General features: G+C 64.7%; 19 protein-coding genes and 1 pseudogene. 10 read left to right on the forward strand and 10 right to left on the reverse strand.

The features are described 5' to 3' along the window. Positions 1–176: 176 nt before the first annotated feature. The 9 genes from AC3A6B_RS09280 to AC3A6B_RS09320 all read right to left on the reverse strand — a co-directional run bounded on the left by AC3A6B_RS09280 (position 177) and on the right by AC3A6B_RS09320 (position 6,932). A complete protein-coding gene (locus AC3A6B_RS09280; RefSeq protein WP_487836437.1) occupies positions 177–1,337 on the reverse strand; it encodes an IS30 family transposase in 1,161 nt (386 codons plus the stop codon). Positions 1,338–1,428: 91 nt separating this feature from the next. After that, positions 1,429–1,767, reverse strand: a complete 339-nt coding sequence (locus AC3A6B_RS09285) for an immunity protein Imm33 domain-containing protein (RefSeq protein ID WP_487836438.1) — start codon at positions 1,765–1,767, stop codon at positions 1,429–1,431. A gap of 95 nt (positions 1,768–1,862) precedes the next feature. Continuing rightward, the gene (locus AC3A6B_RS09290) at positions 1,863–2,333 is read right to left on the reverse strand and encodes a hypothetical protein (protein WP_487836439.1); all 471 of its coding nucleotides are present in this window, start codon (positions 2,331–2,333) and stop codon (positions 1,863–1,865) included. A gap of 100 nt (positions 2,334–2,433) precedes the next feature. Further along, the gene (locus tag AC3A6B_RS09295; RefSeq protein ID WP_487836440.1) at positions 2,434–2,739 is read right to left on the reverse strand and encodes a DUF3658 domain-containing protein; all 306 of its coding nucleotides are present in this window, start codon (positions 2,737–2,739) and stop codon (positions 2,434–2,436) included. A gap of 84 nt (positions 2,740–2,823) precedes the next feature. Then, entirely contained in the window at positions 2,824–3,144 is a 321-nt protein-coding gene (locus tag AC3A6B_RS09300; RefSeq protein ID WP_487836441.1) for a low molecular weight protein tyrosine phosphatase family protein, read from the reverse strand. A gap of 95 nt (positions 3,145–3,239) precedes the next feature. Continuing rightward, positions 3,240–3,500 carry a hypothetical protein gene (locus tag AC3A6B_RS09305; protein ID WP_487836442.1) on the reverse strand — a complete coding sequence of 87 codons (261 nt, stop codon included), beginning with the start codon at positions 3,498–3,500 and terminating at the stop codon, positions 3,240–3,242. A 19-nt stretch (positions 3,501–3,519) separates the two neighbouring features. Further along, positions 3,520–4,392 carry a GNAT family N-acetyltransferase gene (locus AC3A6B_RS09310; protein WP_487836443.1) on the reverse strand — a complete coding sequence of 291 codons (873 nt, stop codon included), beginning with the start codon at positions 4,390–4,392 and terminating at the stop codon, positions 3,520–3,522. 463 nt (positions 4,393–4,855) lie between these two features. Then, complete coding sequence (gene dhaK, locus AC3A6B_RS09315) at positions 4,856–5,842, reverse strand: dihydroxyacetone kinase subunit DhaK (protein ID WP_487836444.1); 987 nt, start codon at positions 5,840–5,842, stop codon at positions 4,856–4,858. 58 nt (positions 5,843–5,900) lie between these two features. Next, positions 5,901–6,932 (reverse strand): LacI family DNA-binding transcriptional regulator, encoded by a 1,032-nt coding sequence (locus AC3A6B_RS09320; RefSeq protein WP_487836445.1) that lies wholly within the window; start codon positions 6,930–6,932, stop codon positions 5,901–5,903. 210 nt (positions 6,933–7,142) lie between these two features. Between AC3A6B_RS09320 and AC3A6B_RS09325 the strand changes: the two genes are divergently transcribed. The 8 genes from AC3A6B_RS09325 (at position 7,143) to dhaK (AC3A6B_RS09360) (ending at position 14,409) form a co-directional block, all read left to right on the forward strand. After that, positions 7,143–8,480 carry an ABC transporter substrate-binding protein gene (locus tag AC3A6B_RS09325; RefSeq protein WP_487836446.1) on the forward strand — a complete coding sequence of 446 codons (1,338 nt, stop codon included), beginning with the start codon at positions 7,143–7,145 and terminating at the stop codon, positions 8,478–8,480. A 158-nt stretch (positions 8,481–8,638) separates the two neighbouring features. After that, entirely contained in the window at positions 8,639–9,553 is a 915-nt protein-coding gene (locus tag AC3A6B_RS09330; RefSeq protein WP_487836447.1) for a carbohydrate ABC transporter permease, read from the forward strand. Then, a complete protein-coding gene (locus AC3A6B_RS09335; protein WP_487836448.1) occupies positions 9,550–10,497 on the forward strand; it encodes a carbohydrate ABC transporter permease in 948 nt (315 codons plus the stop codon). Before AC3A6B_RS09330 ends, AC3A6B_RS09335 begins: the two co-directional genes overlap by 4 nt. 41 nt (positions 10,498–10,538) lie before the next feature. Then, a complete protein-coding gene (locus tag AC3A6B_RS09340) occupies positions 10,539–10,664 on the forward strand; it encodes a hypothetical protein (RefSeq protein WP_487836449.1) in 126 nt (41 codons plus the stop codon). A gap of 2 nt (positions 10,665–10,666) precedes the next feature. Next, a complete protein-coding gene (locus AC3A6B_RS09345; protein ID WP_487836450.1) occupies positions 10,667–11,779 on the forward strand; it encodes an ABC transporter ATP-binding protein in 1,113 nt (370 codons plus the stop codon). After that, entirely contained in the window at positions 11,766–12,800 is a 1,035-nt protein-coding gene (locus AC3A6B_RS09350) for an ABC transporter ATP-binding protein (protein WP_487836451.1), read from the forward strand. Before AC3A6B_RS09345 ends, AC3A6B_RS09350 begins: the two co-directional genes overlap by 14 nt. Beyond that, a complete protein-coding gene (gene dhaL, locus AC3A6B_RS09355) occupies positions 12,797–13,429 on the forward strand; it encodes a dihydroxyacetone kinase subunit DhaL (RefSeq protein ID WP_487836452.1) in 633 nt (210 codons plus the stop codon). The genes AC3A6B_RS09350 and dhaL overlap by 4 nt, the downstream gene beginning before the upstream one ends. Beyond that, positions 13,426–14,409: a dihydroxyacetone kinase subunit DhaK gene (gene dhaK / locus AC3A6B_RS09360; protein ID WP_487836453.1), complete on the forward strand. Its 984-nt coding sequence runs from the start codon at positions 13,426–13,428 to the stop codon at positions 14,407–14,409. Before dhaL ends, dhaK (AC3A6B_RS09360) begins: the two co-directional genes overlap by 4 nt. 116 nt (positions 14,410–14,525) lie before the next feature. Here dhaK (AC3A6B_RS09360) and AC3A6B_RS09365 read toward each other — a convergent pair. Further along, positions 14,526–14,627, reverse strand: a pseudogene (locus AC3A6B_RS09365) (transposase); the annotation flags it as partial. Positions 14,628–14,786: 159 nt separating this feature from the next. Between AC3A6B_RS09365 and AC3A6B_RS09370 the strand changes: the two are divergent. Next, on the forward strand, positions 14,787–14,990 hold the full coding sequence (locus AC3A6B_RS09370; protein ID WP_487836454.1) for a hypothetical protein: 204 nt from the start codon (positions 14,787–14,789) through the stop codon (positions 14,988–14,990). A 76-nt stretch (positions 14,991–15,066) separates the two neighbouring features. Further along, on the forward strand, positions 15,067–15,423 hold the full coding sequence (locus AC3A6B_RS09375; RefSeq protein WP_487836455.1) for a hypothetical protein: 357 nt from the start codon (positions 15,067–15,069) through the stop codon (positions 15,421–15,423). Positions 15,424–15,467 lie beyond the last annotated feature (44 nt).

The following is a 15,467-nucleotide window of genomic DNA, read 5'->3' on the forward strand; positions in this document are numbered from 1 at the left end:
TGAGCGCCAGTCCGCATGCTCATTGTGAACAATCGTCGGTCAGCGTGCACTCCGCTCCCAGTTCACTGCGAATGTCGTCAGTTGGCCGATCCGAGTCGTAGGTCGGCTCAGTGCTAAGGACGGCTTCCGCTGCATACCTGCCGTACGGCGGTCGATGACGACAGGCAGGTGCGGATTCAACCGGTCGATGCAACGATTTGGCTGAACATCTCAGCCGGTGTGTGGAAGTCGAGGGTCTTCCTTGGTCGCTCGTTCAATTGTCTTGCAACGGCATTCAGCTTGGCCTGTGAATGGCTCGAGAGATCGATCCCTTTAGGGAAGTACTGCCTGAGCAAGCCGTTCGTGTTCTCGTTGGTTCCGCGCTGCCAAGGATTGTGCGGGTCGCAGAAGTAGACCCGGATGTCGGTCGCCAGGGTGAAGCGCTTGTGAGCCGCCATCTCCTTGCCTCGATCCCAGGTCAGCGACTTGTACAGCTCCTGCGGCAGCTTGCGAGCGTTCTTGATCAGCGCATTGACGACGGTCTCGGTGTCCATGCCCCCAAGTTTCACCAGCATCACGTAGCGTGTTTGACGCTCGACCAGGGTGGCAATCTGACTGCTCGTGCCCCCGAACAGCAGGTCGCCTTCCCAATGACCAGGCACTGCCCGATCTTCCACCGTGGCCGGGCGCTCGCTGATCGATACGGTGTCAAGGATTCTTCCGTGGTTATCGGTCTTCTGCGTGTGATGGCGCGAACGGCGCATGACCCGCGTGCGTCGCAGATGCTGCAGCAGTTCCTTCTTCAAGGCCCCACGGGCTTGGATAAAGAGGCTGCGATAGATGGTCTCGTGTGACACCTGGAAGTCCTCGTCGCCAGGATAACTATGCTTGAGCCACCCCGCGATCTGCTCAGGCGCCCACAGCGATTGGAGCTTGGCAGCCACGATGCGCGCCAAGGCTCTGTTCCTTGCCAGCTTGCATCTCTTGGGACGGTGCCCGCGGTCCCACGCCGCCTGGTCGGCCTGGGTCGCCCGATAGCCTTCTCGACCACCGTTGCGCTTGATCTCCCGGCTGACAGTCGATGGCGCTCGCCCGAGGATGCTGGCGATCGCTCGAATCGAGAAGCCAGCCACCGTGGCACGCGAGATCTCCTCTCGCTCGTCCAGGCTGAGTGCCAACGGGGAGCGGCGACGCTTTGGAGGCGGTATTCCGCCTGTTCGAGACAGGATCCCTTCGACTGATGAATGTGATCTATCGAACAGCTGGGCAATCTGTTGAAGGCTGTCGCCTGCCTTCCAGCGCTCCCACATCAATGCCTTCTGGTTGTCTGTGTAATACGTTCGCGCCCGGTAAGCCATCTGCAACACTCCTTCTGCCAACGGCAGTCATCAGTGTGTTGCATCGACCGGTTGAATCCGCAGCCGCATGCTGCCACGGCCAGCGGCCCGTCTACACAGCCAAGAGCCCCGCGTCATACCAGACTTCAGTCTTTCCAGGGGCAAGTAGCACGCGCCAACCGGGCGCAAGCGCGAGGTACGGCAAGAGGACTGGGGCATGTGAACCGAGATGGCTTACGTGAAGCGGCTGAAAGAACTGCGGGTCGTCGGATAGTTCGCCACCCCAGATGTACCAGCCGCATGTGCCATTCTCTCGTGGGTGACGAAGCGCGTTGAGCGGCAATCGAGAGAGCGTAGCGAGGGCGATACCCAACTTCTCGTTCTGGCCGGGAGGGTCATAGAGCGCGCCCCATTTCTGACAAATCTCCGCCTGGGATATGGACGTAATCATGAAACCAAATTTCTAAGCTCAGCGTGCACGGAAAGCGCGCCATGTTCGTACTGTGGCGATGCTAGCGGAACGTCCGGTTGAATCCGCAGCCGAACTCAGTCCGTCGATTGATCGTCGGCACGCGAGACGCGGTTGAGATCGCGAACTTCTGCGATACGAGGCTCAGTCAGCCACAAAGCATCCACCAGGGAGAATGCTTGCTCAGCCAGCGATGTGTTGATGACCTCGTGCCGACGCAAAGCTCGACCACAAATTTTCCGATCATCGGCTCGGCGACCGACCGCATCCACAACCATAAATGACCCACCGCGGGTGCTTGGCCTATATGCCAATGAGACAAGATCTCTTGCTGCGGGCTCCGAGCCTTCCCCCCAAGGGCCGATGATCAGATCGATGATCGGGTCATGTTCTGGAGCGCTCACTGTCCACTGTACAAAGTAGACAGCAAGCGCCCCTGATTTGTCAGACAGATCGCCCCAGATCGTTTTTGAAGTGCGCCCGCAGCAGTCGCAGTGACCAGTTGATTCATTCCAGAACTGGGAGGTAATTGGTGCAGGGGTAGCCATGTGATGCTAGGTATATGCGCGCAAGCTCTCGCCATTCCGTTGCTGCTGCGAGCCGATTCTGACCGATGACGAAAGGTCCGGTTCTGGCCGCATTTTGCCGTCAGGACGAACTGAGGCGCACCTCACTGAACCCCATTCGACGGAGGTTGCCCTGCGACTCGATTCGCCCGGCCGCGACGAGCAACGCGACCCGCTGGGCAAAAAAGACATCGGGAACGCCCACCGGGCGGTCTGGCATTGACAGCATGGCCGTTCCCACGACACGCGCCACCTTCCTCCAGTCGTTCGAGACTTGCGAGAGGAGCGCAGCGTCAATATGCGCCAATTCTTCGGGCGAGAGCCTGGCGACCTGCTCGCTTTGGACGGGCGAAAGCTCGCTGTCGTGGTGCGTATCCGGTTGCGTCATTGGTGGGTCGCTTCTCGATTGGGCCTTGGGTTGGGGGTTCGGTCTTGGCCGCATTTTGCCGCTCGATTGCGCTTCCGCACTTCGCTAACGCAAATGTTGACCGACCTTCTGCTGCAGTAGCGTGACGAGCTCAGGCTGCATGAACTGGAAGCGGTCAGGAACATCCAGGCACACGACCTTTTTTCCCTGCAAGGACGTCGCGAACCTCTGCTTGAGCTTCACCCGGTGCTGCTTCTCCATCACGAGTATCAGGTCCGCCCATTCAACCTGTTCGGCGCTCAGTACGCAGTCTGCGTCGGGCGCGAGGCCGGCGGAGTCCGTCTCGATGCCGGGCGCTGCGAACATGCTCTCGGCGGTGGGGCTGCGGAGCCTGTTCCTACTGCAGATAAAGAGCACACGGCGCATAGGTGGAGTCCGGACGTGGATGGGTAAAGCCGGAATTCTGGCAGAGCCCCGACCGTCTGCTCCTGGCCGGATCCTGGCGTACGAACCTCGTACCTTCAGCGAGCCTGCTTTCGGCGATGCCATGACGCCCACAGCAGCCCGGCAAGGTGCAGCGACACGGAGATGCCAACCAGCGCGTATCCGACAAGCAGAACCAGGCGAAACCGGCGCGGCTCAACGCTGAGCTTCTCGCCGTAGAAGGTCGCATGTAGCCACGTGGCAATCTCCGGCAGCCAATGCAGCACAACCAGAAAGATGACCAAGCAGGCGGTCGTCTTGAAGAAGAGTGGGAAGTCCGGCTTGGGGTACGTTGGCATTGCGGGCAGGCTTCCAATGTCAATTCTGAGGGCGGGCTCGAGCGTCGGCTGCTGGCCGCTTTTCGACTATCGTCTGATTTGAATCTTCTTCCAAAGCCCATGCGCAAAAACCAGCAGCAAAGCCCAAAGCAGGCTGTTGCCAAGCCATGCTGTCAGGAAGTTCAAAATGCCAGGGTCCTTGCTCAGGACGAGCCGACCAGGTGTTGACATGGCCAGCGCAGCAGCGGGTATCAATTGAGCCTGAAGGTGATCGAACGCCGTCCACGCCGCTCTGTCCTTGAAGCCGAGACCGGTCACTCCTGCCATCCACAACCAAGCGAAAGCGGTTACGACAGCGTGCACCATCCAAACCAACAGTACCGAAACCAGTAGGTGTCTTCCCCTCGATCGTGGCAATCCGTTGTTCATGTGCGTAGTTGAGGCTCGGTTTGGAATGTCTGGTTCTGGGCCGCATTCTGCCCTTGGTTCTCAGAGCTTCTTCATCATGAACGCTAGGTAGAACACCATTGGTGTGGTTGTCGATGCGCCCGAACTCTTGGTAGCCGCGCTTCGCATAGAAGTCGCGGGCCTGCCATTCGAACGTATCGAGCTTGGCGCTGTGCGCGCCCAAGCTTTTCGCCTTCGTCTCGGCCTGCCCAAGCAACTCGCTCCCAAGCCCGGCTGCCCTGGCCGCCTCGTCAACCCAAAGCACGTCGATGTGGAGCCAGTACAGGAAGACGTATCCGCGAAGCCCTCCGACCATTCGCCCTTGCTCATCCCTTGCGCTTAGCCATACCGGCTGCGATTCGGGATACTCGCCCACGAAACCGTAGTTGAAGTGGCGCAGCCGCCGACCGAGCTCGCCCGACCGCACCTCCTCTTGGGTCGCTTCGATGATGGTCCAGGCTGTCATGGAGGGCTCAGGTTGTTGCAGAGGCAGCCGATTCTGCCCAGCCTTCGATAGTCGGCTCTTGGCCGACTGTAGCCTGTCGCTCGCTTGGCGCTTCGGGCCCTGAACTGCCTTCCAGGCGATCATGCCGAAGGTCCGAGTTCAGTCTTGAACAGCGGTTCGAACCCGGCACTTCAAAGGATCCAAGCGAGGCGCTAGAGGCTACCTACTGCCCTTCAACTTTGAGTGGCTGTCTTCGGATCTATTGGCTTTGTCTGCAGATGCAATGGCTTGTTCTCGAACTTATTAACTCGGAACAATCGTGTTCGTGGACAAAACATTCGCAAACAGACCTCAACGCTCCGTGCGGCCGGGCAGATGCCTACTGCTGCCGACAGGCCAATGCGAATCCGCAAACGAGGCGCGATGCGTTTGCGCCAGAGGCCGCCGAAGTGTCATATCGAGAAAAGCGGGACCGCTGCAGCGGCTACCAGCGCAGCGCCGCCGTGTGCACCGGCGCATCCCACAGCCGCTTGGCTTCGTCGTCGAGCGCGGTGACGGTCAGCGACGCCCCGGCCATCTCGAGCGAGGTCGTGTGGTTGCCCACCAGCGTGCGCGCCACCACCAGCCCTTCGTCGGTCAGCCGCCGGCGCGCATGGTGCTGCAGCAGGTAGAGCTCCATCAGGGGCGTGCCGCCCAGGCCGTTGACGTGCAGCAGCACCTCGCGGCCGCGCGCCAGCGCGAGGTCTTTGAGGATCGGGTCGAGCAGCAGGTCGACGATCTCGGCGGCCGGCGCGAATGGCATGCGCTGGCGTCCCGGCTCGCCGTGGATGCCGACGCCGAGTTCCATCTCGTGCTCTCCGATCTCGAAAGTGGCCACGCCTGAGGCCGGCACGATGCAGCTGTTGAAGGCCACGCCCATCGACGCGGTACAGCTGTTGATGCGGTCGCCGAGCGCCTTGCAGTCGAACAGGTCGGCGCCGGCCTCGGCCGCGGCGCCGATCATCTTCTCGACGATCAGCGTGCCCGCCACGCCGCGGCGGCCGCTCGCGTGGGTCGAATGGTCGATGGCGACGTCGTCGTCGACCACCACCATCAGGTGATCGAGGTCGACCAGCATGTCGCTCGCCATCTGGAAATTGAGGCGGTCCCCGGCGTAGTTCTTCACGATGAAGAGCACGCCGCGGGCGGCGTTCACGCGGTGCGCGGCGGCCATCCACTGGTCGGGTGTCGGCGAGGTGAACACCTGCCCCGGGCAGGCGGCATCGAGCATGCCCAGGCCGACATAGCCGGTGTGCAGCGGCTCGTGCCCCGACCCGCCGCCGGACACGACGGCCACCGCGTCCCGCTTGGGCGTGCGACGGCACACGAAGGTGGGATCGAACTCGACGCGCAGGAGGCCCTCGTGCGCCGACGCCAGGCCCGACAGGCTTTCGACGATCGCGTCGTCAACGTAGTTGATGAACTTCTTCACCGTGTGTCCTTGCGGGCCGAACTTGAAACAGCGATGGTGGGGCGACGGAGCGCGGCTGTCATGCGAGGTTCTCCGCAGTGAGGATGTCGACGCGCGGGTTGCTGACCGCCAGCGCGCCGCGCACGCCTTCGCACAGGGCGCGCAGCACGCGCGCGGCGGTGGTGACCGCGTAGTGCACGTCCTGGTGCAGCACGAAGCTCAACGCACCCGAGATCAGCATCGCGCGATGCATGTCGAGCAGGTCGTGCGCGACCACGCCGAGCGAGGCGTCGTAGCCGTGGTCGGCCAGCGCCCGGTGCACGCCGTGGCTGCCGGGGCCGACGTTGTAGACGGCCGTCAGGCGGCCGCCCGTGGCGGCCGGGGCCAGCGCCTCGCGCACCCGGCGGTAAGCCTCGTCCTCGGATTCCGGCATGTCGTCCACGCGCAACAGCTTCGCGCCGGCGAAGCGCTCTTCGAGCACCTGCGCAAAGCCGATGCCGCGATCGATCTCGGCCGCGTACCGAGTGGCGGGCGACAGCAGCGCGCAGTGCCCCTGGCCGGCCGGCGCCTCGCGCCCGAGCAAGAGGCCGGCGGTGCGCCCGGCGGCGCGATTGTCGGCGCCGATGAAGGTCTCGCGCATCGAGCCGGCAACGTCGGAGAACAGCGTGACCACATGCACCCCGGCGCGCACCAGTTCGTTGACGGCGAGCTTCACCGGCGGCGTGTCTGGCGCCAGCAGGGCCACGCCGTCCATGTCGGACAGCTGTGCGAGCTCCTGTGCGAAGGCGGCGGCGTCGCTGGCCGGCAGGCGGCGGGTCACCTCGGTGATGTGCTGGTGGCGGAAGTCGCCGGCCGCCTGCGCGATGACGCGGTCCACCTGATCGAAGAAGCCGCGCCGCGTCGCCGGCAGGACGAAGGCGAAGCGGTAGCTGTCGGTGGAGCGCGGCCGGCCGCGCATCGGCGCGGCGCCGCCGAGCTCCTTCATCGCATCGCGCACGCGCTGCACGGTGACCGGGTTGACGCCGGGGCGGCTGTTCAGCACGCGGTCCACGGTGGCGGTGCTGACGCCCGCCGCCTCGGCGATCTGGGTGATGGTGACGGAAGTGGTCAAGGGGCGAAAAGAGCCTCAATAAATCAATCAGAAGTGTCGCCGATCTTCGACGTGGACTTGCACCGGGCAATCCCGAGCTTCCGCACCGTCCGGGTCCCGATGCCTGAGGTCTTAGGGTTTGCGTTGATTGATTTATTTATTGCGCTCTTTAATCTTCACTTGCCTTCCTACCGCGGCGAGCGCCGCCTGCCATACACAGGAGATGAGCAAATGAAGTGGTTGAATACGCGATCGACTTTCGCCGCCGCGATGCTCGCGGCGCTCGGGCTGGCGTCGGGTGCCGCGCAGGCCCAGACCAAGCAGCTGACCCTGTGCTGGGCCGCCTGGGACCCCGCCAATGCGCTGGTGGAGCTGTCGAAGGACTTCACCGCACAGACCGGCGTGCAGATGAAGTACGAGTTCGTGCCGTGGCCGAACTTCGCGCAGCGCATGCTCAACGAACTCAACTCCAAGGGCAAGCTGTGCGACCTGCTGATCGGCGACAGCCAGTGGATCGGCTCGGCGGCGACCGAGGGCCACTACAGCAAGCTCAACGAGTTCTTCGATAAGAACGGCATCAAGATGAGCGACTTCATGCCCGCGACCGTCGAGGGCTACTCGACCTGGCCCAAGGGCACGCAGAACTATTGGGCGCTGCCCGCGATGGGTGACGCGGTGGCCTTCACCTACCGCAAGGACTGGTTCGCGCGGCCCGAGCTGCAGGCTGAATTTAAGACCAAGTACAACCGCGAACTCGCGCCGCCGAAGACCTGGGACGAGTTGAAGCAGGTCGGCCAGTTCTTCCAGAACCGCACCCTCGACGGCAAGAAGGTCTACGGCGCCGCGATCTACACCGAGCGCGGCTCCGAAGGCATCACCATGGGCGTGACGAACACCATGTACGCCTACGGCATGGGGTACCAGAACCCGAAGAAGCCGTACGACATGAAAGGCTTCATTAACGGGCCCGAAGCCGTGGCCGGCCTCAAGTTCTACAAGGAGCTGTTCGATTGCTGCACGCCGCCCGGGCATTCCAATGCCTACATGACCGAGGACCTCGACTCCTACAAGTCGGGCCAGGTCGCGATGCAGATGAACTTCATCGCCTTCTTCCCGGGCATCGCGAAGGACCCGAACGTGGGCGGCGAGAAGACCGGTTTCTTCACCATGCCCAGGGCCAAGATCGCCGCGGCGCAGCTCGGCGGCCAGGGCATCTCGGTCGTCAAGTACTCCGACAAGAAGGACCTGGCGCTCGACTACATCAAGTGGTTCGCGCAGCCCTCGGTGCAGCAGAAGTGGTGGGACGCGGGCGGCTTCTCGTGCCACAACGCGGTGCTGACCAAGCCCGGCTTCGAGAAGAGCACCTCGTACGCGCCGGTGTTCCTCGACTCGATGAAGATCGTGAAGGACTTCTGGCAGGAGCCGAGCTACGCGCAGCTGCTGCTCGCGATGCAGAAGCGCACGCATGACTACGTGGTGGCCGGCAAGGGCACGCCGCAGGAGGCGCTCGACGGCCTGCTCAAGGATTGGACCGAGGTGTTCAAGGAAGATGGAAAGATCAAGCCTTAGTAGCTGGGCCACCCCCGTAGCGCCTTCGGCGCTCCCCCTCTAGGGGCGCCGCTGGCGGACCGGCGAAGCCGGATCCGCGGCGGCCGCTTGATCATGCGTCTCAACCGAAAGCTGTCATGAGCTACGTCGTCCACACGAGGTCTACCGCCTCACCCCCCATGCGATTGCGCCTGCACTCGCCGCAAGGCCTCTCCGACCGCGCCCTGGCCTGGCTCTTCGTCGGCCCGACGATCCTGCTGCTGCTGGCCTTCAACATCTTCCCGCTGCTCTGGACCCTCTGGCTGTCCTTCACCAACTTCCGGGCCAACCGGCCCGGCGCGGACGTGCTCTGGGTCGGCATCGGCAACTACTCGCGCGTGCTCAACGACGAGTCGATCTGGGAGAACATGCGCGCCACCGCGCACTTCCTGTGCTTCTCGATCACGCTGCAGCTCTTGATCGGCTTCGGCCTGGCGCTGATGCTGAACCGGCGCTTTCGCAGCCACAGCTTCTGGAGCACCGCGATCCTCCTGCCGATGATGCTGGCGCCGGCGGTGGTCGGCACCTTCTGGAAGTACTTCTTCGAGCCGCAGTACGGCATCTTCAACTACATCGTCAGCTTCTTCGGCGCTCCTCTCGGATATTCGGGCACCTTCACGATGCTCGGTGACATCAAGCTCTCGCCCTGGGCCATCGTGCTGGTCGACACCTGGATGTGGACGCCCTACGTGATGCTGCTGCTGCTCGCCGGCCTGCGCTCGATCCCGCCCTATCTCTACGAAGCCGCCGAGATCGACCGCGCGAGCGAGTGGACCAAGTTCTGGCGCATCACGCTGCCGATGGTGATGCCTTTCATCATCCTCGCGGTGCTGTTCCGCGTGATCGAGAACTTCAAGATGTTCGACCTCGTGGACCAGCTCACCAACGGGGGGCCGGGCTCGGTCACCGAGCTTGCATCGATCAAGCTCAAGCGCGAGGCCTTCGAGAAATGGCGCACCGGCTACAGCTCGGCGCTGGCCATCATCCTCTTCGTGTCGATCTACGGCCTCTCGCTCGTGACGGTGCGCTTTCTCGACCGGGTGAAGCAGCGATGAAAACCACCGTTCACAGCCCTCTGGACCCGACGCCGCGCGCCAAGGCCTTCGCCGGGTTCGTGGTGATCGGCTATGCGCTGATCTCGCTGATCCCGTTAGTGTGGATCCTGATGACCAGCTTCCGCACGCCGCAGGACGCGATCGCGTACCCGCCTCAGGTCGTCACGCAGCCTTCGCTGATCGGCTACGTCAATCTCTTCACCACCCGGTCGCGCGTGAGTTCGCAGGAGCTGGCCGCTCTGCCGCCGCCTACCACCTGGTACGAGGACCTGGTGCGCGAGCAGCAGATGATCTTGGCCGGGCCATCGCGCTTCTCTGACCGCTATCTCAACTCGGTGCTGATCGGATTCGGCTCGACGTTGCTGTCGGTGGTGCTGGGCACGCTCGCGGCCTATGCCTTCTCTCGCTTCCGCGTGCCGGGCAAGGACGACCTGCTGTTCTTCATCCTGTCGACGCGGATGATGCCGCCGATCGCGGTGGCCATCCCCATCTACCTGATGTACCGCGCGGTCGGCCTATCGGACACGCACCTCGGACTGATGCTGCTCTACACCGTGGTCAATCTCTCGCTCTCGGTGTGGCTTCTCAAGGGCTTCATGGACGAGATCCCGCGCGAGTACGAGGAGGCCGCGATGGTCGACGGCTACACGCGCTTCCAGGCCTTCATCAAGGTGGTGCTGCCGCAGGCCGCCACCGGCATCGCGACCACCGCGATCTTCTGCCTGATCTTCGCTTGGAACGAATACGCCTTCGCGCTGCTGCTCACCAGCGGCACGGCGCAGACCTCGCCGCCCTTCATTCCGACCATCATCGGCGAGGGCGGGCTGGACTGGCCGGCGATGGCTGCGGGGACGACGTTGTTCCTGCTGCCGGTGCTGGTGTTCACCGTGCTCTTGCGCAAGCACCTGCTGCGCGGGATCACCTTTGGAGCCATCCGCAAATGAACAAGCACTGGTTGTCCCGTTCCCGGTGGGAGCCCGCCAGCATGGTTCTCATCGCCCTCGGCCTCGCGATGCTGATGCAGCCCTGGTCGCTCGACATCTTTAGCTACTCCTTCGCCGTACTGCTGGCCGGCGTCGCAGGCTACACGGTAGCCGGAAAGCTGCATTGATCATGGCCGAAATCCGCATCGAGAACCTGCACAAGCGCTTCAGCGATTTCGTCGCCGTGCGCGATTCCACGCTGACCCTCGAAGACGGCAAGTTCGTCGTGCTGCTGGGCCCCTCCGGCTGCGGCAAGACGACCACGCTGCGCATGCTCGCTGGCCTCGAGTTCCCGACCTCGGGCTCGATCACGCTCGCCGGCCAGCGCGTGACCTACCTGCGCCCGCGCGAACGTGATATCGCGATGGTGTTCCAGCTGTTCGCGCTCTACCCGCACCTGGGCGTGCGCGGCAACCTCGAGTTTCCGTTGCGCAACGAAGGCCTCCCGCGCGCCGAGATCGACCGCCGCGTGGCCGATGTGGCGGCCATCCTGCGCATCGAGCATCTGCTGGGCGCGCGCGTCGGCGGCCTGTCGGGCGGCGACCGGCAGCGCGTCGCGCTGGGCCGCGCCATCGTGCGGCAGCCGCAGGCCTTCCTGATGGACGAGCCGCTGGGCACGCTCGACGCCGAGTTCCGCGAGCTGATGTGCGTGGAGCTGCGCAAGCTGCACCAGCGCCTTCGCACCACGACCGTCTTCGTCACGCACGACCAGAACGAGGCGATGGCGCTGGCCGATCACATCGTCGTGATGAACCAGGGCGAGATCCTGCAGGCCGACGCGCCGGGCGGCATCTACAACTTTCCGAGCTGCATGTTCGTGGCGCGCTTCATCGGGCGGCCGCCGATGAACTTCATGCCGATCGAAGGCGCGGTGCATGCAGGCGATGAGGCGGTCTCGCTGGCCGGCCTGCCGGTGACCGTTCCGCGCATCGAGCAAGGCACTGCCACCGCCGCGCTCGGCGTGCGGCCCGAGCATGTGCGCGTCGGCGTCGAAGGCGAGGGCCTCGCCGCCGAGGTGCGGCACGTCGAGTACTTCGGCTCGCACTGGATCGCCGAGCTCGCCACCGCGGCCGGCAGCCTGAAGGCGCTGATCGACAAGTCGCAGCGCCCGGCCACCGGTGATCGCGTCGCCATCGCCTTCAATACCGCGCGCATCGTGCTCTTCGATGCCGGCACCGAGCAGCTGCTCGCCAGCGCCACGACGCGACGACACCAGGAGGCCCGGCGCCATGGCCAGCATTGAACTCAGCAGCGTGAGTCGCGCTTTCGGCGAGGTCAAGGCCGTGACCGACCTGAGCATCCAGGTCGCCGACGGCGAATTCCTCGTGCTGCTGGGCCCGAGCGGCGCCGGCAAGACCACCACGCTGCGCCTCATCGCCGGTCTGGAGCGTCCCGATGCGGGCCGCATCCGCATGGACGGACACGACATCACCGACAGCCTGCCCGCGAGTCGCGACTGCGCCTTCGTGTTCCAGCAGTATTCGCTCTACCCGCACCTGAGCGTGTTTGACAACCTCGCGTTTCCCCTGCGCTCGCCCTTGCGGCGCAGCGAGCCGGCCGAAGTCAAGCGGCGCGTGGAGGAGGTCGCGGCCATGCTGCACATCGAGGGCAAGCTCGCGCGCCGCGCGACCGAGCTCTCCGGCGGCGAGATGCAGCGTGTCGCGATCGGCCGCGCGCTGGTGCGCCGGCCGCGCGTGTTCCTGATGGACGAACCGCTGTCCTCGCTCGACGCGCAGCTGCGCGAGGAACTGCGCGTCGAGCTGCGGCGCCTGCAGCGCAGCACCGGCGCCACCGTGATCTACGTGACGCACGACCACGTTGAGGCGACCACCATGGCCGACCGCATCGGCATCATCGAGCAAGGCGTGCTGCAGCAGCTGGGCACGCCGCTCGAGGTCTATGGCGACCCGCGCACGCTGCCGGTGGCGCAGCGCCTTGGCTCGCCGGCCATCAACGTGCTGCCGGCGCAATGGTTCGACGGCCGCTCGCCGGCCGGCACCGCGCACGTCGCCATCCGGCCCGAGGACGTGCTGCTCTCGCCCGAGGGCGAGGCCGCGGGTTTCCAGGTCATCGAGTGCTCGCTGGTGAAGCATCAGCTGGTGGCGGAGCGGCAGGGCGTCGAGGTGCATGCGCGCGTGATGCTCGACGAGCCGCTCACGCCGGGTTCGCAGGCGCGCTTCGGCTTTCCGACCGAGCGCTGCCTTTTCTTCGACGCAGCGGGGCGCCGCATCGCCGCCGCAGCAGGCATCCAGGGAAGCCCATGAACACCAAACACATCATCGACGCGCTGGAGTCCGTGCAGACGGCCATCCTCGTCAACGAAAGCCAGATCGAATCGCTGGACCGCGCCATCGGCGACGGCGACCATTTCATCAACGTGCGCCGCGGCTGCGACGTGCTGATGGCGATGCGCGGCGAGCTCGCGCCGCTCGCGCCCGGTGCGGCCTTCGGCAAGATCGGCATGAAGCTGCTGTCGACCATCGGCGGCGCCTCCGGGCCGCTGATCTCGAGCTTCTTCATCGCGATGGGCAAGACCGTGGGCGGCATCGCCGAGCCCGACCGCCGGCAGTTCGCCGCCGCCTTCGCCGCCGGCGTCGAGGCGATCAAGAGCCGCGGCAAGGCCGACCTGGGCGAGAAGACGATGCTCGACGTGCTGATCCCGGTCTCGCGGGTGCTGCAGCGGCTAGCCGAGGAGAACACGCCGTTGCCCGAACTGTGCGCGCAGCTCACGGCCGAAGCGCACCGCAACATGCTCGCCACGCGCGACATGACGGCCACCAAGGGCCGCGCGTCCTTCCTGGGCGAGCGCGCGCTGGGCCATATCGATCCGGGCTCGAAGACCTGCGAAGTCGCCATCACCGCGGTGTGCGACACATGGAAGGAAACCGCATGAAGAAGTTCGTCAACGACGTCGACACGCTGCTGCGCGAGGCCTTGAGCGGCCTGGTGGAGGCGCACCCGCAGTTGCTGCGCGTCGAGTTCGAGCCCACCTTCGTCGCGCGGCGCGAAGGCGCGACGGGCAAAGTGGCGTTGATCTCCGGCGGCGGCTCGGGGCACGAGCCGCTGCACTCCGGCTTCGTCGGCCGCGGCATGCTCGATGCGGCCTGCCCGGGCCAGGTCTTCACCAGCCCGACGCCGGACCAGATGCTGGCCGCCGCAGCCGCCACCGAAACCGGCCGCGGCGTGCTGTTCATCGTGAAGAACTACGCCGGCGACGGCATGAACTTCCAGATGGCGAGCGAGATGCTGGAGACCGAGAACGCGACTGTGCTGGTCAACGACGACGTGGCGGTCGAGAACTCGACTCACACCACCGGCCGGCGCGGCGTGGCCGGCACGCTCATCGTCGAGAAGATCGTCGGTGCCGCAGCCGAGCAGGGCGCGACGCTGGCCCAATGCAAGGCGCTGGGCGATCGCGTGAACGCGGCAACGGCGTCGATGGGCGTGGCTTTCACCAGCTGCACGGTGCCGGCGGCAGGAAGGCCCACCTTCGACATCGGCTCCGACGAGATCGAGATCGGCGTCGGCATCCACGGCGAGCCCGGGCGCCGGCGCGCGGCCCACATGCCGGCCAACGAGATCGTGCGCACACTGATGGATGCGATCCTCGGCGACCTGAAGCCGAAGACCGGGCGCAAGGTGCTGCTGCACGTGAACGGCTTCGGCGGCACGCCGCTGATGGAGCTGTACCTGCTGCACCACGCGGCCGACCTGAGGCTGAAGGCCGAGGCGCTGGCAGCGACCCGGTCGCTGGTCGGGAACTACACGACCTCCCTCGACATGGCCGGGGCATCGCTGACCGTGACGCTGCTCGACGATGAGCTCGCGTCGCTCTGGGATGCGCCGGTGCACACGGCGGCGCTGCGCTGGTAGGGCAACTGTCGACATGGCTTTAGGCCGCTCTTCGACAGTGCCGACGCAGCTTGGGCCTGGTACGCCGACGGCAAACAGCTGGACTTTCCCGAGCCTGCCGGCGCGTTGGAGCAGGAGGAGTGCGCCGCCACGTAGAGCGCCGAGCGCACATCGGCGTCGCCGGCGCGTGAGATGTGCCCGGGGTTGTCGCTCTCTCCAGACTGGAAGCGCCTGGGCGTGAAGATGATTGCCTGCCGCCGGCGCACATGATGGGCCGGACGCGGCCAACTGCCGACATTCGCAGTGAACTGGGAGCGGAGTGCACGCTGACCGACGATTGTTCACAATGAGCATGCGGACTGGCGCTCATGCACCGGCGCATTCAAGGAGTTGCACCGATGCTGTCGAATCCGTGGGTTGTCATCACGATTCTTGCCATCGCGGCCGTCGCCGCATACGGATGGTGGAAGTGGTTCAAGATATTCAATTCCGCCGACGGGGAACGCTACTCGCGTGCAGTGACCCAGGGGCCGCTGGTTCCCCTTTCACCCGAGGACATTGAGGCTGACACCAAGCGCCGCAGCGACCCGACGGCGAGCTAGTCGTTCGACTGCAGCCGGCCAGTTCCGGACCTTCCAGACGAGCGCGCAATCCCCGTGATTTGATGCGGTCAAACTCATGCTCCTCCTACTCGTAGATTTGCTGCCGTTTTTTGCCCCCTTCCTGGCGCTCCTTGCTTTCATGGTTTGGGACAGGAAGCGAATGGGGAGGCCGAAGGAAGGCTCACCTTCGACGCTCGAAGTCAGAGGTGGATGGGACGGCCGCCAGAAGTGGAAGCTCTGGGCTGGTATGGGATGCGTTGCTGCGGCGATGGGAGCGGCCGAATGGATGAATCCCAAGCGCCCTCCCTTTTCGGGACGTTGGGGATGGCTGGAGACGATGGCGCACTCGCAGTTTGGCCAAGGCGGTATGGCATGGATTTGGTTCGCGGCAGGTGCAATGCTTTTTGCCGCAGCATTCATCAGTCGCGACTGAGGACTGCTTGAGCCGGGCGCGTCGCTGCCACTCGGCGGTCTAGG

Source organism: Variovorax sp. Soil_C_33 (assembly GCF_057656935.1).